This is a genomic window from Oceanobacillus saliphilus, from assembly GCF_023522835.1.
GTDB classification, from domain to species: domain Bacteria; phylum Bacillota; class Bacilli; order Bacillales; family Amphibacillaceae; genus Oceanobacillus; species Oceanobacillus saliphilus.
In genome coordinates, this window is record NZ_JALCZU010000003.1 from 135,469 (window position 1) to 162,434 (window position 26,966).

Below are 26,966 nucleotides of genomic sequence, written 5' to 3' on the forward strand. Positions count from 1 at the left end.
TTGTGACGACATTCGAAAAAGTAATTGACTTGGATAATCCGAGTTATTACAACAACAGGGAACTAAGCTGGCTGGCATTCAATAAAAGAGTTCTCGAAGAAGCTTTTGATAAGAAAAACCCACTTTTGGAACGGTTCAAATTTGTTGCCATTTTTTCTTCCAATTTAGACGAATTTTTCATGGTTCGAGTTGCTGGTCTAAAAGATCAGGTAAAAGCTGGATTCAATAAGCCCGAAAATAAAGCGGGACTGACTCCGAAACAACAATTGGAGAAGATATCCAAAGAAAATCATTCTATTGTAGCTAATCAATATAAGGTGTACCGAGATCTCCTTGCCGAATTGAACGAAGAAACTATTTCAGTCATAACGGCTCGAGAATTGACGGAAGAACAGGAAACAGAACTAGAGGAATATTTTGATGAACATATTTTTCCTGTACTGACTCCCATGGCCATCGATGCATACCATCCTTTTCCAATGCTTACAAACAAGTCTATTAATATGGTAGTGGTTTTGGAGGACATGTTTGACAATGAATTTAAAACGACTAAAAATGCCATTGTCCAGGTACCTGCATTACTGGATCGTTTTCGCAGAATTCCCGGCACGAACCAGTACATTTTGCTTGAAGATATTATATCGCATTATATTCACAAATTGTTCAAAGGATATCAGGTCAGGTCCGTTACGGAATTCCGCATAACGAGAAACGCCGATATGACCATTCATGAAGAAGGTGCCCGCGACCTTTTGAAGGAGATAGAAAAAGAATTAAAAAAGAGAAAATGGGGCGCCGCTGTCCGACTTGAAGTCCGTACAGATAAGTATGATGAAACGGTTGTCAGTTTTCTTCTCTATGTACTGGAAATTCATAAAAAAGATTTGTATATAGTCGACGGGCCACTCGATTTGACATATCTTTATGGGTTTTGCAAGGAAGTCCAAATTGAAAATGAACATTTAGTTTATGAAACACTCATGCCACAGCCTCCAAAGGATATTCTGCATGATGAAACGGTGTTTGAAGCTGCAGAAAAACGGGATATTTTTCTGCATCATCCATATGAATCCTTCCAACCAGTCGTTGATTTAGTGGAAGACGCTGCAGACGATCCAGATGTCCTGGCCATTAAACAGACACTCTACCGTGTAAGTGGAAACTCCCCGATCATTAAAGGATTAAAACAGGCAGCTGAAAACGGCAAGCAGGTTACCGTACTCGTTGAGCTGAAAGCAAGATTTGATGAAGAGCAGAATGTACACTGGGCCAAAGAACTGGAAAAGGCTGGATGTCATGTCATTTATGGCATGAACTTCCTTAAAACGCACAGCAAAATTACATTGATCGTACGTAAACGCAAGGAAAAAATAGAACGGTTTGTCCATTTGGGAACTGGAAACTATAATGATTCCACTGCGAACTTCTATACGGATATGGGAATCATTACGACGAAACGCAAATTCGGCATTGATGCGACCCATTTTTTCAACTATTTAAGCGGGTTTACGGAGAAACCAGATTTCAACCATATAGCCATGGCACCATTTGATATTCAAAATGACTTTATGCGTTATATGGATGAGGAAATCAATTTCCATAAAAATAAGGGAAATGGAAGAATCATTGCCAAAATGAACTCGCTCACCGATAAAATATTGATTCGGAAATTTTATGAAGCATCACAGGCAGGAGTAAAAATTGATCTAATTGTACGTGGAATATGCTGTCTTAAGCCGGGCATCGAAGGAGTCAGTGAAAATATACATGTCCGGAGCATTGTAGGACGCTTCCTGGAACATAGTAGAATTTTTTATTTCCATAGCGGCGGTGATGAACGTATATTTCTTTCTTCTGCAGATATGATGACAAGAAACATGCAAAAACGCGTAGAGCTTCTGTTTCCGATTTATGATCTCCAAGTAAAAAAGCGAATAAAAGAAGTGCTGACGATTTCGCTGAAGGATAATGTAAAGGCAAGAGAACAGAAATCCGACGGCACGTACCATTATGCAACAGCTCGCAACGGAGAAAAAGAAGTCGATAGTCAGATGGTATTAGTTGAAAAAGCATATCGAGTGCTTGATGATGAGGAATAGATATTAATCTGTTCGAGGTCGGGCGCTTATAGTGAGTGCTCAGGTTAGAAAACGAAGGCAATACGCCAATCTTTTGGGCGGATGCCTTAGTGCCAAAAAAAGAAATCGGCATATGCGCCGATTTCTTTTTTAATGATGGTGTGAACCTTTGGATGGGTTTGTAATGACAAAACCTTCATTATCAACGAAGAAATATTGAATCCAGATTCCGTCAAGAAACTCTTCACGGGTATCAAGTAGAATGTCCACATCTTTATCTGTTTTTACAATTTCATCATGTTCTGTTGGTGTATCGAAGGAGATGCCATAGTGTGCGTGATCACCGTGCATGTGAGAAATATAGACACGGATCATCTTGCCCTCTGCTTCCTCTGTTGTCAGCATATTTTTCAGTACTTTGGCTGCATTGCGATTAATTTTACATTTCATTTAAATGTCTCCAATCATTTGGTATTTTTTCATTATCCCATGAAAATGGATAAATTCCAAAAATATGCTCACATCGGCTAAGAGAGAACAACGTGAAAATTTTAATTAGAATTGTAAAGCGGTCGGGGAGCTCTCCCGTTTAGACGGGGCTCTCTCCCGTTTAGACGGGGGGCTCTCCCGTTTAGACGGGGCGCTCTCCCGTTTAGACGGGGCTCTCTCCCGTTTAGACGGGGCTCTCTCCCGTTTAGACGGGGTCTCTCCCGTTTTGACGGGGTGCTCTCCCGTTTAGATGGGGCGCTCTCCCGTTTAGACGGGGCTCTCTCCCGTTTAGACGGGGCTCTCTCCCGTTTAGACGGGGCTCTCCCGTTTAGACGGGGCGCTCTCCCGTTTGGATGGGTGCTCTCCCGAGTTAGGATAAAAGCAAGGGTGGGTTCTAGTGCTTCCTCGAACGAAGTACTAGAACCCACCCTTTTTCATTTGCTTTGAACTGGCCAAAGTTTTCCATTAACGTTTTCTTTTACCTGGTCAATTCTACAAAAAACAAACTGATTTCTGGAATATATGTTACCAATAACAATATTACAATCATCATGATCAACAAAGGAATAACACCTTTAATAACTTCCTCTATTTTCATTTTCATAACTCCAGCAGATACAAACAGGTTAACCCCAACTGGAGGTGTGATCAGTCCAATTGCAAGGTTCAGAATCATTATAACCCCGAAATGGATTGGATCTATTCCAAGCTCCATCGCCATAGGCAGAAGAATCGGTGTCAAAATAACAATTGCGGCCAATGCTTCCAATACAAGTCCTACCAGTAATAGGAACACATTCAATAATAGCAGAATCACAATTTTATTTTCACTTATGGACAACACAAAGTTAGCGACTGTCTCCGCTACTTGTTCCAGAGTAATCAAACGACCGAAAATATTTGCCATAACGATCAGCAGGATGATAACAGCTGATGTAACCCCTGCTGAAGCAAGACTCTTATAGACACCCTTCATATCAAGATCCTTATAGACAAACACACCAATCACTAAACCGTAAGCAGCAGCAATAGCCGCGGCTTCTGTTGGTGTCATGATTCCTCCATAAATCCCACCTAAAATAATGACAGGTACCATTAAAGCATATTTGGCATCCCATGCCGCTTTCAGTGTTCCTTTCATGCTAAATAACTCTTTGTCACCTCTCCACCCATGTTTCTTCGAGATAAAATAAGTGACAACTACTAGGCCTAGTCCTGTCAGGATTCCGGGGATTATACCAGCAGCGAACAGTTCCGTAATCGACTGCTGTCCAACAACCCCATAAATAACAAGAGGATTACTTGGTGGTATGATTATTCCAATCGTACCAGCTGCAGCTACAACGGCAGCTGAAAATCCTGGATTATATCCTTGTTTAATCATCGCAGGAATGAGCAGTGTACCTATCGCTGCCACGGTTGCTGGACCAGATCCACTGATTGCCGAGAAAAACATACTCGTTACAATGGCAACCAAAGCAAGTCCGCCAGGCAGGAACCCAAGTAACTCATCCGACAGATTTAATAGTTTCTGTATAATACCGCTGTTCCCCATTATGATTCCAGCTGCAATGAAGAAAGGTACAGCCATGATTGGAAAACTATCGATGCTAGTAAAAGCTGTTTGCGGGAAAAAGTCAACTGGAATCGCATCTGTTGCTAGTACAGTAGCTAATGTACTGATTCCAAGCGCAAAAGCGATCTGCATACCAAAAATAATAAATAATACAAAATAACCAAATAATAGCAAGGTAATACTACCATCTCTAAAAAGTATGGCCGGTAAAATGAATAATATAGAAATTCCCATAGTCAGTAATCCATCTTTTGCTGTCATTCCTTTGATATCTTCAATCAAGGTCTGAATTAGACGCACTCCCATTAGCAAGAAGCCTATTGGAATCGCACTATATGCTATAGCCATTGGTATGCCCAATGCCGGGGTAACCTGATTTGTTTCCATTTGAAAACTGATAAGGTTATATCCATAAGTGACCATGATAAAACAGAAATAGAGCATGAACACACTATTTGCTGCATCAATCGCATTTCGGATATGCTCCGGAAAGCGGTCAACAACCATATTCACCCGAATACTTTCGCGTTTTTTAATTGCCAGGCTGGCACCCAGAAATGATACAAATATAAAAATATATCGTGCAATCTCTTCCGTCCAGGTCGTTATATTTCCAACCTCTACAAATGTTAGTACATAGCGGTTGAGCACCTGAAGATTGATTAGAAGGATAAAGATAGCAAAGCCAATTACTACGAATACCTCTTCAAATCTATGATCAATAAATCCCCAGATCCTTTGCAAAGTGCTACCTTTATTCGAGGGAGGTTTTTCTTTGTTGGTGTTTCCACCAATAATCGTATCCTGTTTCATTTTTTTCAACCCCTAATCATATATCTCTTTTTTCATAAATTTTTATTCAAAAATGTCTTCTTTTGTTTTTCCTAAAGTGTCTAAAATAATTTCAACATATTTCGGTTCTGCGATTCCTTCTACTACAAACTGATCCCATACCGGTTCCACCACTTGTTTCCACTCTCTCATTTCCTCATCGGTAGGTTCATATACTTCTATCCCATAATCTATAAAATCCTGTTTCGCTTTTTCATCATTTTCATTTGCTATCTTACGCTGCCATTCTGTTGCCTCCGCACCTGCCTCCATGATGATCTGCTGATGTTCCTCAGACAACTCATTGAAGATTTTCAAGTTCATGACAACAATATCAGAGCTGTAGTTATAATTGACTTCTGTTGCATAATCCAATACTTCCTGGTGTTTGGAATCCCACAGTAGGGAATAGCTGTTTCCTTCTCCTTCTACTGTCCCTTGCTGAAGTGCTGTAAATACCTCAGACCACGCTACAGGCGTCGGATTTGAACCATAATGAACGAAGTCGGCTTGTTCAATTCTTGAATTGGTCGTTCTGATTTTAAGACCTGCCATATCTTCAGGAACCCGTACAGGTCTAACATTATTGACAATCTGACGGTAACCATAATCAGGGAAAAAGATGACCTTAAACCCGTTTTCCTCCATCTTCTCTCTAACAATATCTCCTGGTTCACCATCAATGGCAGTATATACCTCTTCCTTTGTTTCAAAAATGTATGGAAGATCCCAAGCCGTAAAATAGTTCGTAAAACTGGTCATGTTTGGCGTTGATGAACTGGCCAAATCAATACTTCCCATTTGGGCACTTTCAATTACCTCACGATCATTTCCGATCAAACCATCATGAAACGTTTCTATTATTACCTCTCCATCCGATTTTTCCTCAACTAATTCGGCAAATCTATCAATTCCCAAGGAAACTGCATGTGATGCTGCTTTTACTTGTCCAAGACGTAAATGAATTGTATCTGAATCATCAGATTGCGCTCCTGTATTCAATGCCGTATTTCCTAGTAAAACAAGGGTGAGAAAAATGATAGCCATTATTATTGGAGTTATCGTGTTTTTTAGGGTCATAGTAGCCCTCCTCGTATGATTTTCTAAATAAAAAGCGTCGCTCATTAAATTTATATGACTTCACTAAACTGAATATTCTGATTTTAAAAGGCTCAAGGATAGATGAATTTGAAGGGAATGGTATTCTTTTTTCAAGGGAGTTCGAGTCCCAGTTAAAATGTTATAAAGTGGGATTCATAAGGGAATTTCATTGGATGCAGTTTGTAAATAGGTTATAAACAAACTAGGTGTCCTATAATAAAACAGAAAAAGAGTCCTGTCAAATAGTTTATTTCACTGGGGAAAAATTTACAATACAGCAAAAAAAATGTCCTGAGAACAGAACTACTAATGCTTTCTATACAGTGTTAAAGTATTAAAAAGCATTATTTTAAGATGTCCTCAAGATATGTATCCACGTCGACCTTTTCACCATCGACAATATAATATTGATATTCTCCTCTTTGCACAACCCAAGTCATAATCGTTTCATCATCTGTTTGTGCAGCAACAAAATACCATTCACCGTCATACGCTTCGTTCAGTTTTTCCACAACTTCCGAATCCAAGTGATCTTCTCTGTGCTCTTTAATATTCATTAACTTGACGCCTGCTCTGTTCCGCACATCCTCGGCCATTTCATCAGACAATTCTTCCAATGGGTGTTCAGCAAGATATTCCTCCGCAAAAAAAGTCTCGACCAATGCATCATTTTCTACTAAAGCTGCTTCATAGGCCTTTTCAACCAACGAAACTACGGTAGGGTTCAAACACCCGCTTAATAATAGGACCGGGATTAGAATTAGGATCGTTATCATTTTCTTCATGATGCAACAAACTCCTCGTAATATTTGAAAACTTTATTGTCACCAATTGCCTTTCGATGACAAAGGAGATTTTTATACTTACCTATGTGTGAACAAAATCGTTTTCCATGTAGATTGTAAGCTATATTTAGATAAAATTAAACTCTGAACGTGGAAAATTGGTGCAGGGAATAGTCTCCTGCACCAATTCTATTAACCTTTCAGATTTGCAAAAATTAAATATAATATATCGGAATACCTCTTCTTCTTCTCTTTTTCCAGAGCTTTTACCACTTGTTAAGAGGGTCAATCCATAAAAGCCTTCATACTGAAAGTGTTGTTATTTTTTGACTTTTAGAAGGAGAAGAAACGGCAACATTCTATAACATATGCTGAATCACAAACAGGTCTGTTTCCACCGCAACAATTTCTTCTTCCTCTCCCTTCTCTTCAGGTTCATCTCTATCCTTCGCAAATTGCCACGTTATAACAAACACAATTAACAAGAATGATAGCACTGCAACAGTCCAGACTATTTTTTTACCATTCACAAAAACGCCCCCTGTTTTGAATTGCAATGATTTAATACAAACTCATTTCCTTAACATTATAATCTGCTCAGTCGTTTACAAGTCCAGTAACATTATATGCTGGATTTTGTTACAGTATGGCACGGATATAAATTTTCCTTAGAGGCATTTTACGGATCAAAAAAATGGCGTCCTTACACAAGGAGCGCCATTTTTTTCAGGGAAGTATTCTTGTTATAGTTTCAAAATAACCTTTTATAGTATTGTCTTCCTGAGCATCGTAAAAGTCTCATATGTATATGGCCGCGTTTGCCATTGCTAATCCGAATCGGGCTGCTTTACAAATGCAAATCAAAACGACATATAGCTGTTAATGCTCACTGCTGCAAAACAGAGTAAAAAAAATCAACGAGTTAATCCTACAAATCATAACTGTCCGGATTAGTCCCTGCACGATCATTAATGTGGAGGGAATTTATTTTTTCCATGTCATCATCGGTCAGTGTAAAATCAAAGATATCCGCATTTTCAATAATTCGTTGATCCGTAATGGACTTAGGAATCGTTATAACATCATTCTGAATATCCCAGCGTAGAATTACCTGGGCAGTGGATTTACCGTGTTTTTCTGCAATTTCGGTTAATGTAGGTTCATCCAACAACTTGCCTCGTTTTAATGGTGACCATGCTTCCAATTGTATATTTTCCTTCTCACAAAACTCCCGTAACTCGGGCTGGGATAAATGTGGATGGTATTCTACCTGGTCAATGGCCGGTTTAATCTTGCTGTCCTGCATCAGATCCTGCAAATGATGAACATGGAAATTACTGACACCAATCGCACGAACCTTTCCATCCGCATAGAGTTCTTCCATCGCCCGCCATGTCTCTTTATATTTACCTTTAACCGGCCAATGAATCAAATACAGGTCGAGATAATCCGTACCGATTTTTTTCAAGCTGCGGTCAAAAGCTTTCAGTGTACTTTCATATCCTTGTTCCTCATTCCATACTTTTGAAGTTAAAAAAATCTCTTCTCGAGGAATGCCCGCTTCCCTTATTCCTTGTCCAACACCGTCTTCATTGTTATAAAAGGAAGCCGTATCAACACTTCGGTAACCATGCATAATCGCTGTTTTAACTGCATTTATCACCGTTTGACCGTTTTCAACCTTATAAACACCAAGACCGAATCCAGGCATCTTAATACCGTTGTTTAGTGTGACAGTATCTTGCAGATGTGTGATCATTTGATATTCCTCCAAATTTCTTTTCTTTTATCATATACTTTTTAGATCTCTGTTTAAAGGAATGTTAGATTTATAAGAAGGCTAACTCTATAAAAACTTTCCAATCAGCTTGGAAGAAAAAATGAATTTAAGCCCTGGATGATAGTTCATTCAGGGCTCTTTTCTATTAAGTAAAGTAACGATATCTCCCATCTACCAGTTCACGTTTACACCGACCTTCCAAGCGCAAGTATTCCAGATGGGCAAGCGTTTCACCTATCGCAAATCGCATTTCATGTATCGTCAGTATTTTGTTGAACAGCTTTTCCGAGGCTTCATGGACAGTGCATCCGTCTTTGATTCCTTCAAGCAGTGCTTCTAGCCGTTCATGGTGATGCGTTTTTATCTCTTCAATCCGCTTGTTAGCACCGTAAAAGGGCTTACCGTGAGATGGAACGACGAGTTCGGCATCGAGCTTTTTTATTTTATCCAAGGAGTTCAGATAGTTTTTCAATGGATTTGATTCACCGTGAAACCAATAGGAAATATTCGGTGTTATTTTTGGTAGAATATGATCTGTCGAAAGCAGTATGTTCTTTTCCTTGTTATAAAACGTTACCAATCCATCTGAATGGCCCGGAGTATGGATGACCTCGTACTCGTACTTGCCAATTGGAATGATATCACCTTCCTCCAAATAATGATTCACCTCTGGATATGGTGTAACCAATGGCACGAACTCTATTGTATTGGTTGTCATTTTAATTGCTTTCTCTTCGGGAATACCTGCAAGCTGATAGTTATCTGACAGTTCATTTAAAAATTTCTCCTGCCAGGCATTAAGTCCTGCATCTGCATCAATTTTTGTCATCCAAACGTTAGCACCCGTTTTTTCCTGCAACCCACCTGCATAACCAAAATGGTCTGGATGGTAATGGGTAATCAGAATATCCGTTACCTTTTTCCCGTCTAGTTCCTGTTCCCATCTTTTAATCGTAGGTTCATGATGAAGCCCTGCATCAATTATTTGAATTCCGTGTTTTCCCTCTCCAATAAAACAGTTTACATGGTTGAGGCGGAAGGGGAGATCGAGTGTGACCATTTTAATTCCTAGTTCATCCAACAATTTACGTTCACTTCCGTTCGATTTTAATTTTAGTAGCCCGAGATGACCATGACTGGTTCTCTGGTTATCTCGGGCTACTTGTCCATTTAATTAACCTTTTTTGAGCCTTCCCAGAACATCTCACGCAAACGGTATTTTTGCAGCTTACCTGTAGCTGTTTTCGGAAGTTCTTCCACAAATGTTACCGCTTTTGGTGCTTTAAAATGGGCCATATGATCACGACAGTAACGGATAACTTCCTCTTCGGTAAGGTGAGCATCAGCATGGAGGACAATGATAGCGAGCGGAACCTCGCCCCATTTTTCATCGGGAATGGCAATGACTGCAACTTCCAAAACATCCGGATGCTTGTACAGAATTCCCTCTACTTCTGTAGAAGAAATATTTTCCCCGCCTGAAATGATTAAATCTTTTGCACGGTCACGAATTTCGATAAACCCATCCGGATGTGTCACTGCAAGATCACCAGTATAGAACCACCCATCCCTGATTGCAGCATTCGTTTTCTCAGGATCTTTGTAATAACCTTTCATCACAACATTTCCTCGGGTAATGATTTCCCCGAGCTCCTCACCATTCCAGCCTACCTCTTCCCCGTCCTGATGGATGACCTTTGTCTCTCCACTAAAGGCGAGTTCTATTCCCTGTCTTGCTTTGATTGTTGCCTGTTCGTCGGCAGATTTGGATTCGAATTCTTTCTTCCATTCATTGTATAAAATAAATGGTGAGGTTTCTGTCAGTCCGTAAACATGAATCATATTCAGTCCAAGAATATCCTGTGCTTTCCCAATTAGTGCTGCCGCTGGTGGTGAACCGGCAATTGCCATTCTCGGACTCGTGTCAATCACTACTTCTTTTGCTTTTGGTTCATTTACAAGCATATTAACGACTGTTGGTGCTCCACATAATAAAGTAATTTTTTTCGTTTCAAATAAATCGAGAATGACAGGCGGGTCAACCTTTCGTAAACAGACATGGGTAGCCCCAGCCGCAGTTACCGCCCAAACGCCACCCCAGCCATTGGCATGAAACATTGGTAATGTATGAAGGTATACATCATCATGCTCCACACGAAGATGATGCAGGAAATTAGCTGCATTCAGGTAATTACTGCGATGTGTTAGCATGACACCCTTTGGATTGGATGTTGTTCCACTCGTATAATTAAGTGTCAAAAGGTCGTTCTCATCCATTTCAATCTCTGGAAGCTTAAAATTTTCCGGAAGCTTTTCGAGAAAACGTTCGTAATCTACTCCGGTTAACGTGGTTTCCTCACCATCTACATGAACTACAATAATTTCATCGAGTGTAAGGTTATTCTGAATTTCTTCAATTGGTTTTGTAAATTCCTCGTCAACAATCAACATCTTTGCATCACTATGCTTGATAATATACGCCAGGTCTTTTGCGGTCAGTCGGTAATTCAATGGTACCATGACTGCCCCTAGCTGACAGATTCCATAAAAGCATTCGAGCATATAATGTGTATTCGGAAGCATGACTGCCACGTGATCGCCTTGCCTAATACCCGCATCAAGTAATGCAGCAGAAAGCCTGTCTGTCCGATTACCAAATTCCTTATACGTAAATTCCTTGTCTCCATCAATGACAGCCGTCTTTTCAGGATAATATTTAATTGCACGGCGTTTCCAATCCAAGGGGGTAAGTGGTGAAAACATGTTATCAACTCCTTTTATTTTATAGAGGGTGTTTATTAGCTATGGTTAGGAAAACATATCTTTGCTGATGATCAGTTTCATCACTTCAGATGTTCCCCCGTAAATACGCTGTACTCTTGCATCTGCATATGCTCTTGCTACCGGATATTCTGTCATATAGCCATATCCGCCAAAAAGTTGCAGACATTTGTCTATCACATCACCCTGTACCTCCGTACAGCTTAATTTCGCCATGCTTGCTGTTACCGAATCCAGTTTATCCGCAATCAACAGCGCCGTACATTCATTTGCAAAAGAACGTTGCACGGTTGTCTTCGTTTTCACCTCAGCGAGCACAAACCTTGTATTCTGAAACGTATCGAGCGTCGTGCCAAAAAGTTCGCGCTCCTTTGCATATTGGACGGTCTTTTCTAAAACTCCTTCCATCGATGCAACAGCACTATTTGCTACAATCAGCCTTTCCCTCGGAAGTTCGCTCATAAGTATTTTAAAGCCTTGGTTTTTTTCTCCTAAGATTGCATCTTTATTGACGTGTACATCATCAAAAAACAATTCAGAGGTGTCACAAGAATGCAGTCCTATTTTCTCTAGATTAGTTCCACGTTGGAACCCATCAACAGGAACGTCAACGAGAAACAAGGTCGTACCTCTTGATGGCTTTACATCCAAATCTGTCTTGGCAACCACAATGGCAAAATCACAATGCTGGCCATTCGTTATAAATGTTTTCGATCCATTCAATACATAAGAAGATGTTGCTTCATTATAAATGGCGATTGTTTTAATTCCCTGCAAATCACTTCCCGCAGCGGGCTCCGTCATCGCGATTGCCCCAACAAGTTCCCCTGTAACCATTTTAGGCAGGTAATACGTTTTCTGCTTTTGGGTTCCATAGTTAAGTAGATACTGAGCAATAATCGTATCGTGAACAGATAGATTCGCAGCGATAGAATTGAATCCAAGTCTGCTGAACTCCTCAATGATGGTAGTGGAAAATAAAAAGTTCGTACCCAGACCACCATATTGCTCCGGCACTTCAGGCAATAGAAATCCTTGCTCCCCAAGCTTATTCCACATTTCTCTTGGAATATTTCCTTGTTTTTCCCATGCTGTATAATGATCAGCTACTTCTTTTCTGCAAAACTCCTGAACACTATTTCTAAGTAACGCGATGTCTTCTGAATCCCTGGTTGTATTCTTTGTATGTGCCATTGTCCCCCTCCTTTCTTTGATTTTTGGAGTCTACCGTCCTTTAAAAGTCGGCTTTCTTTTCTCAAAAAAGGCGCGGATTCCTTCTTTATTGTCTTCCGTCTGAAGAAGCAGTGTCTGTACAGCTGTTTCCTGCAAATCATTCGTATCGAAAGTCAGTTCATCGGAATGATTGACCAACTGTTTCACAAACTGATTTGCGAGTGGTGGGCCATCGACAATAAACTGGGCAAAATCTGCTGCTCCTTCCAACAGGTCACCATCTATCACTCTATTAACGATTCCTCTTTCATATGCCTCATGAGCAGTGACTGGTTTTCCGGAAGAAATCCATTCCTTGGCAATTGCTGAAGGCAGTTTTTCCGACAATGCCTTTACAAGTCCGAGGTCAGGAATAATCCCCACATTTGTAAAGCTGCAGACAAATTTTGAATTTTGTTCAGCAACGACAAAGTCAGCAGCGATCGCAATACTGAATCCAGCCCCTGCCGCGAAACCATGGACTGCACTAATTACATATTTATCGCTATTTCTTATGGACTGAATAACCTCCAGCGCCTGCTTCATATATTTCATAATTTCTGCTGTATTGTTCAGGCTGTTCAATGTCTCCAAATCCCCGCCTGCAGAAAAAGCCTTTCCTTCTCCAGAAAGGATGATTACTTTCACCTCTTCATCCTGATTGGCATCTTTTAATGCATCGACAAATTGGTTTGCCATTTCAACGGATAGTGCATTGCGCTTATCCGGCCTGTTCATTGAAATATAGGCAATCTTATTCTCTTTTCTTACGTTAACAACTTCCGACATGTTGCCACCTCACTTGTTTTGATTTATTTGCTATTTGCTATTTGCTAGCTCCTTATATTTTGTTGCCACTTTTCCCTGTGCAGTGCGATACTGTTCGAGCAGCTCTTTCGTAATTTCTGCAACCGACTGGGATTTTTTTATTCCACCGACCCCTTGACCTGCACCCCATATATCTTTCCATGCACGAATATCCGGATTTCCAAGTTCAGAGAAGTCAACCTTTCCTTTCTGTGGCAGATTGGCGGGATCCAGACCCGACTTCACGATACTAGGTATAAGATAATTGGCCGGGATACCGCTAAAGGCTGGCGTGTAGATAATATCATCAATGGTTGACTCAATCGTTGTTTCAATATATTCCTTACTCGCTCCACTCTCTTTTGTGGCGATGAAATGTGTCCCCATATACGCAAAATCCGCACCTAAAATCTCTGCCGCAAGAATATCCTGTCCCTTTGACATCGCCCCTGCAAGTGCTATCGGACCATTGAAAAAGCTTCGTATTTCATGTACAAAAGCAATCGGGTTAAGTGTCCCTCCATGACCTCCCGCACCATTCGCAACAAGAACGAGACCATCGCTTCCTTTCTCCAATGCTTTTTTGGCGAATTTTATATTAATGACATCTGACAACACTACACCACCATATTCATGGACAATTTCAACGACAGGACTTGGATCTCCGAGGGATGTAATAACGATCGGAGGCTGATGTTTTTGAATTAGTTCCAGATCTTCATAAAATCGTTTATTTGATTTATGGCTTATAAAATTAATTGCCCAAGGTGCAATCTCACTTTCCGGGTTTTCCCTTCGTTTTTGTTCCAACGCCGAGTTGATTTCACCCATCCACGCATCAAGTATTTCCCTTGTACGGGCATTGAGAGCCGGAAACGAACCAATAATGCCTGATTCGCAAGCACTGATTACCATTTTCGGATTCGATATGAGGAACATCGGAGCCATGATGACGGGTAATGTGAGCTTTCGCTTTATATCATTTAGTTGCATTTGGTTAAAACTCCTTTTTGGCTTGGATTTAAAATAGAATCTGCCTTATTGATCAATGTTTTTAAGAATCCTATCTGATTATCTATTTTAAAAAATCTGATATTTAACGACAGAATAATTTCTTTTAACTTTTTACTGCACCAATTTCTCTGAGTATCTCATTCGTATGTTCCCCACGTTTTGGAGCATTCGTTAGTATTCTCCCTGGCGTTTCTGATAGCTTAATTGGTATTCCAATCTGTTTCATATTTCCCAATTGTGGATGCTGAACGGTTTGAATCATTTTTCTTGCCATGATTTGAGGGTCTTTTGCTGCCTCATCCAATGTCTGAATGGCTGTAACACATGCATCTTTTTCAGAAAAGATTTTCAACCATTCTTCAAGTGTTTTGCTAGCAATAATTTTTCCGATTTCCTCTATTAATTGTTCTTGAACATGTACCGGCTTATCCAGGAGAGGAATAAAATCCGTACGACCTATTCCTTCACAAAAAGCTGCCCAGAATTTAAGTTCGATTCCTCCCATTGAAAGGTGCCGCTGATCTTTTGTCTCGTATACTTGATAACATGCAAACCCACCATTGAGCAATTCTTCGCCACGATTTACATTCTGACCTGCAAAAAAACTTGGCAAAAGCATATGCATCCAAGAAACGACACCATCAAGCATGGCAACATCAACAAACTGGCCTTTTCCTGATTTTCCCCGTTCCAGCAATGCCAATAGGATACCTGCTAAGGCCGGATAAGCCCCGCCGCCGATATCTGCAATTTGCGTTGCAGGGATCACTGGCTTACCATCTTTTTCACCCATCATATGCAACAAACCTGCATCACTTAAATAGTTGATATCATGCCCTGGTTTATCCTTGTACGGACCTGTTTGTCCATATCCAGTTATCGCACAATAGATGATTCCAGGGTTGATATCTTTCATTGTTTCATAGTCCAAACCGAGCCTTTCCATGACTCCAGGACGAAAGGATTCAACGACGACATCAGCAGTTTCGACGAGCATCAGGAAATGATTTCTATCTTTTTCAGATTTCAAATCCAGACAGATACTTTTTTTGTTTCTGTTCAAGGAATGAAAAAATGCATTATCTTCATCAATCTTCGGCTGGAAATCTCTTAAATAGTCTCCTGCAACAGGATCTTCCACCTTGATCACTTCCGCACCAAAGTCTGCAAGCATCATTGTACAGTATGGGCCTGGGAGCAATCGGCTCAGATCAAGTACACGAATAGAATGTAATGGCAATGAGGCACCTCCTTTCCGATTGGATCAGTCCAATCTTTCTATAATGGTTGCATTGGCCATGCCATGCCCCTCACACATTGTCTGTAATCCGTACCGGCCACCTGTCCGCTCCAGTTCATGCATCATCGTTACCATCAGCCTCGCACCACTTGCCCCCAGAGGATGCCCAAGCGCTATTGCTCCACCATTTGGATTGAGCTTATCCGGGTCTGCACCTGTTTCTTTAAGCCAAGCTATTGGGACAGAAGCAAATGCCTCATTGACTTCGAAAACATCGATATCATGGAGTTTCAGTCCAGCTTTCTTTAATACTTTCTCTGTTGCAGGAATTGGCCCTGTCAGCATTAACGTCGGATCCGACCCTACAACGGTTCTTGCAAGTACCCGAAATCTCGGTTTCAAACCAAGTTCTTCCGCCTTCTCGCGTGACATAAGAAGAATAGCCGCAGCTCCATCACTGATTTGGCTCGCATTCCCCGCTGTAATCGTTCCGTCCTCTTTAAATGCAGGCTTTAGACTTGCAAGCTTTTCCATGGAGGAATTATTACGAGGACCTTCATCTTCTTTAATAATGGCTTGCGTACCATCAGCACGATTGATAGTTAAAGGCATCATTTCCTTTTCGAAATGTCCATTGCTTCTCGCCGCAATCGCTTTTTCATGACTCTGAATCGAAAACGCATCCATTTCCTCCCTGCTGATTCCCCATTTACTGGCTATTCGATCCGCAGAGAGTCCTTGATTAATGATTTCGTATTTCGTAGTCAGAGCCTTACTCAGCTTTACACCCTGTTGATTTGACCCCATTGGCACACGAGACATATTTTCAATCCCAGCTGCAACAACCACGTCCATATCTCCACTTATTATCGCCTGTGCAGCAAAATGGACTGCCTGCTGACTTGATCCGCACTGCCGGTCAATGGTTGTCCCGGGAACTTCTACAGGATAGCCTGCAATCAAAGCTGCTTGTCTGCCGATATCAAAAGCCTGCTCCCCAGATTGCGTGACACATCCCATAATGACATCCTCAACCAGCTCTGCCGAAATACCCGCGCGCTTTATTACTTCTTCTAAAGGTTTGGCCGCCAAGTCTTCCGCACGGATTTCGCTCAATGCCCCATTTCGTTTTCCTACCGGTGTACGAACTGCTTCAACAATTACCGCTTCTCTCATATACACACTTCCTTCTTATATTATTTAGGTTGCATTCGGATTGCGCCATCAAGGCGAATTGTCTCGCCATTAAGCATGGGGTTTTCGATAATGCTTTGGACTAACTGTGCATATTCCTCGGGTTTACCGAGTCTCGATGGAAATGGTGTCATCTTCCCTAATTCTTCCTGGGCTTTTTCTGGAAGGGTTTCAAACATCGGTGTCATAAATAGACCAGGTGCGATTGCCATTACCCTTATCCCTAGTGGGGCAAGATCTCGTGCGATCGGCAATGTCATGGCTGATACTCCGCCTTTGGAGGCACTGTATGCTGCCTGGCCAATTTGTCCTTCGAAGGCGGCAACAGATGCAGTATTGATGATTACGCCCCGCTCTTTATTAGCATTCGGTTCATTTGTGACCATTTTTTCAGCTGCAAGACGAATAACATTGAATGTACCGATTAAATTAATTTGGATGACTTTGGAGAAGGTATTTAAGTGGTGGCTGCCTTTTTTGCCGTAAGTCTTTTCTGCTATGGCAATACCTGCGCAGTTAACAACCGTATTAATGTAGCCATATAAATGAATTGCCTCATTGAGCGCATGCTCTACACTTTGTTCATCAGTAACATCGGTTTTAATATAGATTGCATTTTCACCTAGCTGTTCAGCTAAGCTAATACCTCTTTCTTCGTTCAGATCAAGCAATACTGTTCTTCCCCCACTGGCAACAATCTTTTTGGCTGTGGCTTCTCCAAGTCCAGATGCCCCTCCTGTAATAACCACAACACAGTTTTCCAGATTCATAGATTTCACCCTAACCCTTCTTCATTTTTTTTTTTGATAAGAATACGCATTAAGTAATCAGAAATCGTTTCGGACAACCCTTCTTTCCCAAGTTTTCCATCCGATGAATACCATTGCGTAATCCAGTTCATTGCCCCAAGTACTAGATTGCGGACGATTTTTCTATCCAGTGATACGAAAATACCTGTTTCGATACCTTCATCGATTAGCTGATCGAAACAACGACTGTAATCTTCCCGTAGCTTTTGAATCTCCTGCAGTTGATAATCAGAAAAATACTGCTCCGGCTTGAGCATCAACTCGAAACCTGATTTTTCGCTAATTAAATGATCAATATGCGCCATCATTGATTGCTTTAGTTTTTCTGTAATGGGTATGTCTAGTTGTTGGATGTCATGTATGTTTTCAATACTGCGTTCGAGCAGCAATTGGTGGCTTTGAAAAAGCAGATCCTGTTTATCTTTGAAGTAGTAATAAACGGACCCTTTTGTCATGAGGAGTCGTGAGGCAATGTCTTCCATTGTCGTTCGCTGGTAGCCTTTTTCGGCGATGATACTTACTGCAGTGCTAATAATCTCTTCTTTTTTCTTTGCTGTCTTTTTTTCTCGTAAAGACAAGGGGCCACCTCCAAATCTTCTTATTATTTTGAAATCGATTACATTTATTCTATGGGGTAGGTTTTTGAATGTCAAGTATGTGGGGAGGATCGGTATAATTTAATTCTAATTTTAATCTGTAATAGACTCTCAAAAACAACAGAAGTCAGTGAATAATATTCACTGATTTAACGAAAGAATATATAACAGTTATCGTTTTTTATAGATATATTTTCTTTGATCTATTGGTAAATTTTTTTGCAACTAGTAATTCAAGTTATTGTGGAACAATGTATTGACGGTGATAGACAGGATTACGTGAATGGACTTCCTATATATCTGAACATATTTTCACCAGATTATATTTAAGAGACAAAAAAGAATCATCAACTTTAAGGTCAATGACTCTCCAAATTTGTTCAAACTTCCAATAATCATGTGAAATGAGTAATTTCACATGATTATTACGTCCTACTCATCCCCCACCAACACCGTCTTCGCAATACTCTCATCCAACTCCTCAAACGCATCATAACTAATCGTCTTATAAAGCTCTTTTCGCGTCTGCATATCAGAAACCCCATCTTCTTGAGATCCTTGCTCTTTAATCAAACTAAAAATACGCTCATATGCTTTCGCTGCTACCCTAAGCGATGTAACGGGATAAATGACCATACTGAATCCCATATCTTGAAAGGCATCTGCTGTTATAAACGGCGTCTTGCCAAACTCCGTCATATTCGCAAGTAAAGGTACTTTTACCTTATCTGCAAACCATCGAAACTCTTCTTTATTTTGTAATGCTTCTGGGAAAATAGCGTCCGCACCAGCATCAATATATGCTTGCACTCTTTCTAGAGCTGCTTCTATCCCTTCAACCGCCCTAGCATCAGTACGTGCTACAACAATTAAGGATGGGGCTACCTCTTTGATAGCTTTAATTTTTTGTGCCATCTCCTCTGTTGTAACAAGCTGTTTTCCATTCAGATGGCCGCATTTTTTTGGCAGTTGTTGATCCTCAATTTGTACAGCTGCTACATTGGCTTCTACCATTTCACGGGCAGTTCGTGCAGCATTAAGTACTCCTCCGAATCCTGTATCAATATCAACGAGTACAGGTAAATTAGTAGCCCGAACGAGATCTCGGGCTCGTTCGGCAACTTCGGTTGATGTTACAATACCAAGGTCTGGCAAACCGCGACTAGCGGTGTATGCTGCACCAGATAAATAAAGGGCAGAAAATCCAGCATCTTTTGCGACCAGTGCGGCCATTGCATCATGTGCACCGGGGATCTGTAAAATAGTTTCTAACTGTATAAGCTCCTTAAATTGATCTGCTAATTCCTTTTGCGTTGATTGCTGATCTACTATCCATGCCATACTTGTTGGTCCTCCTTAAATAAATAATTCAACAAATTCATTAACATTCATTTTGATAAGCTTTTGATAATCATTGCTTATTTCTTCTGTTCTCTTACGTTGCTTTTCTGTATAATGTGTAGCCAGGTTGGCCGTAAACTTTTCTAAAATTTTCGGAACTGCTTCTTCTCTACGGAACCGATGTCCCAATGGATATTCGCAATCTACATTTTCAGTTGCAGACCCATCCTTAAATTGAACTTGAACTGCATTTGCGATTGAGCGCTTGCTCGGATCTAGATAATCTTTCGTGTACTGTTTGTTTTCCACAACAACCATTTTATCTCTCAATAAATCAATTCTAGGATCTGCTGCCGCTGTATTTTCATAGTCTTCAGCTCGAATATCGCCTTTTAAAAGTCCCACTGCTGTAATATATTGAAGACAATGGTCACGATCGGCTGGATTGTTTAAAGGTCCTTTCTTATCAATGATTCGGATAGCTGATTCATGGGTAGTAATCGTTACTTTTTCAATTTCATCTATCCTATTTACTACATCTGGATGCAATTGTACTGCTGCCTCTGCAGCCGTTTGCGCATGGAACTCTGCTGGGTAGGAAACTTTAAATAATACATTCTCCATTACATAACTATCTAACGGTTGGCTAAGCTTTAAGCTTTGTTTGTTAAATAACACGTCCTGGAATCCCCATCCCGGTGCAGTTAGTGCAGTAGGATAACCCATTTCTCCTTTTACCGCCATCATTGCCAAACGAACGGCTCTACTCGTTGCATCCCCAGCAGCCCAAGATTTGCGGGACCCGGTATTAGGTGCGTGTCGGTACGTGCGTAAGCTGGAATTGTCGATCCAGGCATTCGTTAATGCATTGTTGATTTCCTCTCTTCCGCCACCCAACATCTTTGTTACGACCGCTGTTGTTGCAATTTTTACATATAGCACATGGTCTAACCCTACACGGTTTAAACTGTTTTCTAGTGCTAAAACCCCTTGAATCTCATGTGCTTTTATCATCATTTCCAGCACATCATACATTTTAAGGGGCTCTTGACCTTTGGAAATACGTTGCTGACTGACATAATCAGCTACTGCCAATATCCCTCCTAAGTTATCAGATGGATGCCCCCACTCTGCAGCAAGCCATGTATCGTTATAATCAAGCCAGCGAATCATCGCCCCAATATTGAATGCCCCCTGTACTGGATCAAGTACATAAGAAGTTCCTGGAACGCGACTTCCATTAGGGACAACTGTACCCGGTACAACTGGTCCTAGTAATTTTGTACATTCAGGGTAACTGAGCGCCAGAATTCCACACCCAAGGGTATCGATTAATACATACTGCGCAGTTGTAAAAGCTTCCTCACTTGTTATTTCTTTATTTAGTACATAGTCAGTAATTTCCTCTATAAGGGCATCTGTTTTCTGCCGTTCCTCCACTTTTAACATGTTTATCTCCCTTTCTCTTTATGTTTCATTTTTGAATTAATTGAAAATTACAGTATACCTTCCTTACACATATCGTTCACCAGTATAATTTACTCGAGGGCGAAATAATCGATTGTTTTCATGCTGTTCTATAACATGGGCACATAGTCCAACTGTTCTCGCACTGAAGAAAATTGGCGTATATAATGGAATTGGGATTCCTAGCATCCAATAAACAGGTGCTGCATAATAATCTAAATTTGGGTATAGTCCTTTTTCCTGCTCCATTATCTTTTCGCCCGCCTCACACATTTCCAGCAGCAAATAATCGCCCTTTTTATCACATAATTGCTTTAAGGATTCTTTCATGATAAGTGCTCTTGGATCCATCTTTTTCATGTAGACACGGTGACCGAATCCCATAATTTTCTCTTTATTCAGTAATTTTTCTCGCAGTAAATCTTCAAATTCTGTAACTGAATTAGCTTCATTCAACATATACATAACAGCTTCGTTCGCTCCACCATGCAAACTTCCTTTCAAAGAGGCAACCGCACCGGTCAGAGCACCATAAATATCAGATTGGGTAGATGCAATAACTCTTGCCGTGAAGGTTGAATTAGGCATTTCATGTTCGCTGTATAAAAGAAGCGATCGGTCAAAAATCTTTGCCTCTAGTTCGGTTGGTTTCTCACCTGTGATCATATATAAGAAGTTAGCGCTATATGAAAGATCCTTCTGCGGATATACAGGTTTTTGTTCATTAATAATTCGGTAGCTATTCACAGTAATGGTTGGGAGTTTCCCTAAAAGTTGATATGCTCTCTCTTTATTTAGTGAGCGATTATCTATATTTTCATCGTAACCAGAAAGCACGGATATTCCAGTTCTCATTCCATCCATCGGGTGCGTCTGTTTCGGTAATAATTGAAGGACATCAAATATACTGGCGGGCACATCATAATTTGAACTTAATTTTTCTTCCAAAGCCACTTTGTCAGTTTTTGACGGTAAGGTCCCTTCCAGTAATAGGTTGACAATGTCTACATATTCCTTTTCTTTCGATAGGTCAATCAGGTCATAACCTTTAATAATGATTTTCTCTTGTTCCACATCAAGAAAAGAAATTGCTGTTTCTGATGCGATAACCCCTTCTAAACCCGGAAAATACTTGTCTACTGTTTTCATCAAAATCCTCCTTATTTAATCTTTATGAGGTATCTTATGATGCTAAGTCTTCAACTAAAAACACAGAGAAAGCGTTACCATATTTATAACTATTTCTATTATAGTATTGAATTGAAGATTAGGAAAATATATAATATTTATAATTAGCCATAGATTTTATCAATACCTGTTTGCTTACTCCATTTAAATTTGTCAAAACGAAGGAGTGTTTGTAATGAATTATCAAGATTGGGAAATGCTTGCAACATTATATTCTACAGAGAATATCACACAAGCAGCACAACGTTTATTTTTATCACAGCCCACATTGACTTCTCGCATAAAGAAATTAGAAGACTATTACAATATACAAATTATTATGAGAAAGCGAAGAGGGGTCACGTTTACCCCAGAAGGTGAAAAGCTTGCAGAGCATGCGATACATATGCTAAATGAACAAAGAAAAATTGAAGAAAAGTTAAATAATATGGGAAAACAAGTCGCTGGAACACTTCGAGTGGGAGTCTCTAATTTTTTTGCTCTCAATAAAATGCCTAAATTGCTACGTTTATTTAAAAAAGAATATCCAAACGTGGAATTCCAAGTTGTTTCTGGATGGAGTAGTGAAATGCATCGGTTAATTTTGAATAATGATGTACATATTAGCTTTATCAAAGGTGACTACCCCTGGAAGGAGCAAAAAGAATTACTCTATGAAGAGAATATTTGCATCGCATCTCCATGGAATTTCGAATGGGAATCCCTTCCTACATTACCGCGTATCGATTATTTTACGGATGAACGAATGAAAAATCTCGTAGATCATTGGTGGTACAATAATTATAAGCAAAGTCCCAATATAAATATTCAAGTCAATCAAGTAGAAACATGTAAAGAGATGGTTATCAATGGGTTGGGATATGCTATTTTGGCAGACTTAGTGGTCCGTCCACACCCCGAACTTATCACTAAACCTATATATAATCATTTAGGTAATCCTATTACACGTAAAACATGGATGTATTATCATGAAGAATCATTGAGGATGAATATTGTTCATGCATTTGTTCGTTTTATCCGGACGTTGGATGTAAAAAGATTATAAATGGAAAAAAGAATCAGCATCCTCGCTGATTCTCTAACTTTATCCTCTTCACCCCAACATACTATGCCCACCGTTCACACTAACCACCTGCCCGGTTATCCAATCCGATGCATTCGCTAATAGAAACAACACCATCCCTGTAACATCATCAACAGAGCCGAGTCGTTGAAGAGGATACTGCTTCACAAGCTTCTTCATCGTTTCCTCATCAAAGTCGAATGTGCCCTGATCTATCAGCCCAAGTGAAACGGTATTACACTGAATATTATTCCTGCCAACTTCTTTTGCCAGCGATTTAATAAAACTAATGGCCCCGCTTCTTGCAGCTGCAGAAACAATTAAGTTTCTGTCACCGGTTCTTGCTGAGTCCCCAACGATATTGATAAGCTTTCCTTGATTGTTTTTCTTCATATCTGGTACGAAGGTATACGCCAGGTTTAATACTCCATTAAAACATACATCCACTTCCCGCCGCCATTCCTCTGGTTCATATTTAAAGAACGGTTTCATTTGCGCCCAGCCAGCATTATTTACAATCCCATCAATGGAGCCGAAGTCTTGATCTAGTATTTCTTTCATCTTTTGAACATCTTTGAAACTGGCGATATCACCTTTCACGGTAATGGCTTCTACACCTAATACCTTAATTTCCTCAGCTGTTTGAAATGCCGCTTCCTCTGATCCAAGATAGTGTACTGCTATATTTGCTCCATTCCTGGCAGCTGCCAGGGCAATGCCACGACCGATTCCTTTTGCTGCTCCGGTGATGAGTATATTTTTCCCTTTTATTCCAAGATCCATTGTAGTGCACTCCTTCTTAATTCCCTGTAAAAACTGCTGTCCGCTTATCAAGAAATGCTGTTGTTCCCTCTACTTTATCTTCTGTTCCATATAGTACAGCCTGGGCTAGGTTTTCAATCATTAAGGCTGTGTCCATATCAACTTCATGGCCTTTATTGACAGTAAGCTTAGCCATTTGTACGGCGATAGGTCCTTTTTGATTTATACGATCCGCCTTTTCCTTTGCTTTTTCAAGTAGAACTTCCTGCGGCACAATGGACGATACCAGGCCAATTGCTTTTGCCTCATCAGCTACTAAAAACTCCCCTGTCAAGATCATATCCAATGCCCTTCCCTTACCAACTATTCTGGAAAGCCGCTGGGTTCCTCCCGCTCCAGGAATGACAGCCAAATTTAATTCCGGGAGCCCTAATTTTACATTTTCCGAGGCAATTCGAATATCACAGGCTAATGCAAGCTCTAATCCACCCCCAAGAGCATATCCATTAATCGCTGCAATCGTTGCTTTCTTACTGTTTTCTATTCTTCGGTAGACATCGGTCATACTTCCAGGAGCAAAGGCATCCATTGATGAACGTTTCGTCAGTTGGTTAATATCGGCTCCTGCAGCAAAGGATTTCTCCCCTTTACCGGTAAAGATTATGACGCCTATGTTATCATCCTTCTCAATAGTTTCCAAAGCAGCTGAAATTTCCTGAACGGTTTTGCCATTCAATGCATTTCTTACTTCAGGCCGATTCAGCGTAATGGTTGCAACTTTATCTTCCTTTGTAAGAATAATAGTTTCATATTCCATGTCGTACACCTCCTTTTTCATAGTTTTTGTGTATTTGCGCTGCAATGATATTTTTCTGTATTTCCGAGGTTCCTTCATAGATTCTTGTAATTCGAGCATCACGATAGAAGCGTTCAATTGGATATTCAGAAATATAGCCAATCCCTCCATGAATCTGGAGTGCCTTATCAGCCACTCGGTTATATGTCTCTGATCCCATTAATTTAACCATCGCCGCTTCTTTAATCACTTTCTTCTTTTGGTCCACCATGGATGCAACACGATACACAAAGGAGCGAAGTGCTTCTATTTCCATTGCCATTTCAGCTATATAGTGCTGGATTATTTGCTGTTCAAAGATAGGTTTACCAAACTGAATCCGGTTATGGGCAAAATCAACGGACATTTCCAGCAGCTTTTCACTGGACCCAAGATTTCTTGCAGCCATTCCCGCACGTCCATTTGCTAAGATCTTCAGGGCATTCATATACCCTTGTCCCACTTCCCCCAAGACGTTCTCTTCAGGTACTTCACAGTCTTCAAAGAATATTTCCGATGAATGAGAGCCATGTAGTCCCATTTTCTTTTCAACTGCACCAATTTGAAATCCGGGAGTATCTTTTTCAACAATAAACGAAGTGATCCCTTTAGCCCCCTTGGATGGATCTGTGACTGCCATTACTGTGAATATATCAGCTATCGGAGCATTGGTTATATAATGCTTGCTACCATTAAGGATGTACTTATCTCCTTTTTTGACGGCTGTCGTTTTAAGATTGGATGCATGTGATCCTGCACTTGGTTCGGTCAGGGCAAATGCACCAATCCGTTCTCCTGAAGCCATCCCTGGCAAATATTTACGCTTCTGTTCTTCGGTTCCCATTTCTACGATACCGACTCCACCAATTCCGGTATGTCCTCCAATAACCGTTGTATAGCCATTATGTGTTCTGCCAACTTCTTCAAGAACCGCACATTTTCCGAGCATACTTAATCCAAGACCACCGTATTCTTCCGGAACACTTAGTGCGAATAAACCCATTTGCTTTGACTTTTCCATAATATGATCCGGAATCTCATTCATCTCTTCAATGGTCATTGCATGTGGCTCTACTTCCTTGTCAATGAAATCACGTATACCTTCTTTTAGCGACTGAATATCCTCTGGTAATTCAAAATTCATTATCCTAACTCCTCTCTGCGCTATAGTCATAAATTCCTTGTCCTGACTTTCTTCCGAATCTGCCTGACTTCACATATTTCGTAAGTAATGGTGATGGGCGATATTTTTCTCCTAAATGGTAATAGAGATATTCCATATTGCGCAGCCTGCTGTCCAGTCCAACCAGGTCAGCCATCTCAAGCGGACCCATTGGATGGTTCAGACCGAGCTTAATCGCTTTATCAATATCTTCAGCAGAAGCGACTCCTTCCATAAGCATGTTCATCGCTTCATTACCAATGATGCAATTCATCCGGCTCGTAACAAAACCAGGAAATTCATTCACTTCTACAGATTCTTTTCCCATTCTTTCTGCGACAGACTTAATAATCTTCACTGTTTCATCTGAAGTATCCATTCCCCGGATAATTTCAATCAGTTTCATTCGGTGGACCGGGTTAAAGAAATGCATCGCCACAAATTTTTCCGGATGTTTTGTAGTAGCTCCAATTTCTGTCGGACTCATTGTTGATGTATTGGTAGCTAAAATAGCATGAGCCGGGGCAAATTCATTTACCTGTTTAAAGATTTCTATTTTAAGATCCATCTTTTCCAAAACAGCTTCAATAACCACATCTGCCTCTTTCACCGCCACACTTATATCTGTCGTGTAGACGAGATTACTGTGGATTAACTCTTGCTGATCAGATTTAATGTAACCTTTCTCAGCGCTTTTAGCTGCCAGGTCATGAATGTAATTCTTTGCTTGTTCAATAGCCTCTTTGGAAATATCCTGCAAGATAACATCATATCCGGATAATGCTGCCTGATATGCAATACCACGTCCCATAGTTCCACTTCCGATAACTCCAATATGATTCACCACCACGAACA

Annotated in this window: 24 protein-coding genes; 2 read left to right on the top strand and 22 right to left on the bottom strand. The window is 40.5% G+C overall.

Annotation, left to right across the window (positions count from 1 at the left end):
• The first annotated feature begins 2 nt into the window (after nucleotides 1-2).
• The gene (locus MN204_RS06895) at nucleotides 3-2,099 is read left to right on the top strand and encodes an RNA degradosome polyphosphate kinase (RefSeq protein ID WP_249870370.1); all 2,097 of its coding nucleotides are present in this window, start codon (nucleotides 3-5) and stop codon (nucleotides 2,097-2,099) included.
• A 129-nt stretch (nucleotides 2,100-2,228) separates the two neighbouring features.
• On the opposite strand, the gene MN204_RS06900 is transcribed toward MN204_RS06895, so the two are convergent.
• The 18 genes from MN204_RS06900 to mmgD all read right to left on the bottom strand — a co-directional run bounded on the left by MN204_RS06900 (nucleotide 2,229) and on the right by mmgD (nucleotide 22,253).
• Nucleotides 2,229-2,528 (bottom strand): iron-sulfur cluster assembly accessory protein, encoded by a 300-nt coding sequence (locus MN204_RS06900; RefSeq protein WP_249870371.1) that lies wholly within the window; start codon nucleotides 2,526-2,528, stop codon nucleotides 2,229-2,231.
• 517 nt (nucleotides 2,529-3,045) lie between these two features.
• Nucleotides 3,046-4,956: a TRAP transporter large permease gene (locus MN204_RS06905; RefSeq protein ID WP_306798615.1), complete on the bottom strand. Its 1,911-nt coding sequence runs from the start codon at nucleotides 4,954-4,956 to the stop codon at nucleotides 3,046-3,048.
• A gap of 42 nt (nucleotides 4,957-4,998) precedes the next feature.
• Complete coding sequence (locus MN204_RS06915) at nucleotides 4,999-6,054, bottom strand: TRAP transporter substrate-binding protein (RefSeq protein WP_249870372.1); 1,056 nt, start codon at nucleotides 6,052-6,054, stop codon at nucleotides 4,999-5,001.
• 365 nt (nucleotides 6,055-6,419) lie between these two features.
• Entirely contained in the window at nucleotides 6,420-6,860 is a 441-nt protein-coding gene (locus MN204_RS06920; protein WP_249870373.1) for a hypothetical protein, read from the bottom strand.
• Nucleotides 6,861-7,219: 359 nt separating this feature from the next.
• Nucleotides 7,220-7,390 (bottom strand): hypothetical protein, encoded by a 171-nt coding sequence (locus MN204_RS06925; protein WP_249870374.1) that lies wholly within the window; start codon nucleotides 7,388-7,390, stop codon nucleotides 7,220-7,222.
• 398 nt (nucleotides 7,391-7,788) lie between these two features.
• On the bottom strand, nucleotides 7,789-8,619 hold the full coding sequence (locus tag MN204_RS06930) for an aldo/keto reductase (RefSeq protein WP_249870375.1): 831 nt from the start codon (nucleotides 8,617-8,619) through the stop codon (nucleotides 7,789-7,791).
• Between the two features lie 166 nt (nucleotides 8,620-8,785).
• Nucleotides 8,786-9,724: an MBL fold metallo-hydrolase gene (locus MN204_RS06935; protein WP_249870376.1), complete on the bottom strand. Its 939-nt coding sequence runs from the start codon at nucleotides 9,722-9,724 to the stop codon at nucleotides 8,786-8,788.
• 86 nt (nucleotides 9,725-9,810) lie between these two features.
• Nucleotides 9,811-11,403 (bottom strand): long-chain-fatty-acid--CoA ligase, encoded by a 1,593-nt coding sequence (locus tag MN204_RS06940; RefSeq protein WP_249870377.1) that lies wholly within the window; start codon nucleotides 11,401-11,403, stop codon nucleotides 9,811-9,813.
• A gap of 45 nt (nucleotides 11,404-11,448) precedes the next feature.
• Entirely contained in the window at nucleotides 11,449-12,615 is a 1,167-nt protein-coding gene (locus MN204_RS06945; protein WP_249870378.1) for an acyl-CoA dehydrogenase family protein, read from the bottom strand.
• A gap of 30 nt (nucleotides 12,616-12,645) precedes the next feature.
• Nucleotides 12,646-13,422 (bottom strand): enoyl-CoA hydratase/isomerase family protein, encoded by a 777-nt coding sequence (locus MN204_RS06950; protein WP_249870379.1) that lies wholly within the window; start codon nucleotides 13,420-13,422, stop codon nucleotides 12,646-12,648.
• 30 nt (nucleotides 13,423-13,452) lie between these two features.
• Nucleotides 13,453-14,433 (bottom strand): NAD(P)H-dependent flavin oxidoreductase, encoded by a 981-nt coding sequence (locus tag MN204_RS06955; RefSeq protein WP_249870380.1) that lies wholly within the window; start codon nucleotides 14,431-14,433, stop codon nucleotides 13,453-13,455.
• Nucleotides 14,434-14,557: 124 nt separating this feature from the next.
• Nucleotides 14,558-15,694, bottom strand: coding sequence for a CaiB/BaiF CoA transferase family protein (locus tag MN204_RS06960; protein ID WP_249870381.1), 1,137 nt, complete (start codon nucleotides 15,692-15,694; stop codon nucleotides 14,558-14,560).
• 24 nt (nucleotides 15,695-15,718) lie between these two features.
• Nucleotides 15,719-16,870 (bottom strand): thiolase family protein, encoded by a 1,152-nt coding sequence (locus MN204_RS06965; protein WP_249870382.1) that lies wholly within the window; start codon nucleotides 16,868-16,870, stop codon nucleotides 15,719-15,721.
• Nucleotides 16,871-16,890: 20 nt separating this feature from the next.
• Nucleotides 16,891-17,658 carry a 3-hydroxyacyl-CoA dehydrogenase gene (locus MN204_RS06970; RefSeq protein ID WP_249870383.1) on the bottom strand — a complete coding sequence of 256 codons (768 nt, stop codon included), beginning with the start codon at nucleotides 17,656-17,658 and terminating at the stop codon, nucleotides 16,891-16,893.
• 5 nt (nucleotides 17,659-17,663) lie between these two features.
• Nucleotides 17,664-18,275, bottom strand: a complete 612-nt coding sequence (locus MN204_RS06975) for a TetR/AcrR family transcriptional regulator (protein WP_249870384.1) — start codon at nucleotides 18,273-18,275, stop codon at nucleotides 17,664-17,666.
• A gap of 450 nt (nucleotides 18,276-18,725) precedes the next feature.
• Nucleotides 18,726-19,634, bottom strand: a complete 909-nt coding sequence (gene prpB, locus MN204_RS06980; RefSeq protein ID WP_249870385.1) for a methylisocitrate lyase — start codon at nucleotides 19,632-19,634, stop codon at nucleotides 18,726-18,728.
• Between the two features lie 15 nt (nucleotides 19,635-19,649).
• The gene (locus MN204_RS06985; protein WP_249870386.1) at nucleotides 19,650-21,083 is read right to left on the bottom strand and encodes a bifunctional 2-methylcitrate dehydratase/aconitate hydratase; all 1,434 of its coding nucleotides are present in this window, start codon (nucleotides 21,081-21,083) and stop codon (nucleotides 19,650-19,652) included.
• A 63-nt stretch (nucleotides 21,084-21,146) separates the two neighbouring features.
• Entirely contained in the window at nucleotides 21,147-22,253 is a 1,107-nt protein-coding gene (mmgD, locus tag MN204_RS06990) for a citrate synthase (protein ID WP_438804689.1), read from the bottom strand.
• Nucleotides 22,254-22,464: 211 nt separating this feature from the next.
• Here mmgD and MN204_RS06995 point away from each other — a divergent pair, with 211 nt between their 5' ends.
• On the top strand, nucleotides 22,465-23,334 hold the full coding sequence (locus MN204_RS06995) for a LysR family transcriptional regulator (protein WP_249870388.1): 870 nt from the start codon (nucleotides 22,465-22,467) through the stop codon (nucleotides 23,332-23,334).
• Between the two features lie 48 nt (nucleotides 23,335-23,382).
• Here the strand turns inward: MN204_RS06995 and MN204_RS07000 are convergent, their stop codons facing one another.
• Genes MN204_RS07000 through MN204_RS07015 form a run of 4 tightly spaced genes read right to left on the bottom strand, consistent with a single transcriptional unit; the run spans nucleotide 23,383 to nucleotide 26,955 of the window.
• A complete protein-coding gene (locus tag MN204_RS07000; protein ID WP_249870389.1) occupies nucleotides 23,383-24,135 on the bottom strand; it encodes an SDR family NAD(P)-dependent oxidoreductase in 753 nt (250 codons plus the stop codon).
• A 16-nt stretch (nucleotides 24,136-24,151) separates the two neighbouring features.
• Entirely contained in the window at nucleotides 24,152-24,931 is a 780-nt protein-coding gene (locus MN204_RS07005) for an enoyl-CoA hydratase/isomerase family protein (RefSeq protein ID WP_249870390.1), read from the bottom strand.
• Nucleotides 24,921-26,093 carry an acyl-CoA dehydrogenase family protein gene (locus tag MN204_RS07010; RefSeq protein WP_249870391.1) on the bottom strand — a complete coding sequence of 391 codons (1,173 nt, stop codon included), beginning with the start codon at nucleotides 26,091-26,093 and terminating at the stop codon, nucleotides 24,921-24,923. Before MN204_RS07010 ends, MN204_RS07005 begins: the two co-directional genes overlap by 11 nt.
• Nucleotides 26,094-26,097: 4 nt before the next feature.
• The gene (locus tag MN204_RS07015; RefSeq protein WP_249870571.1) at nucleotides 26,098-26,955 is read right to left on the bottom strand and encodes a 3-hydroxyacyl-CoA dehydrogenase; all 858 of its coding nucleotides are present in this window, start codon (nucleotides 26,953-26,955) and stop codon (nucleotides 26,098-26,100) included.
• Nucleotides 26,956-26,966: the final 11 nt, after the last annotated feature.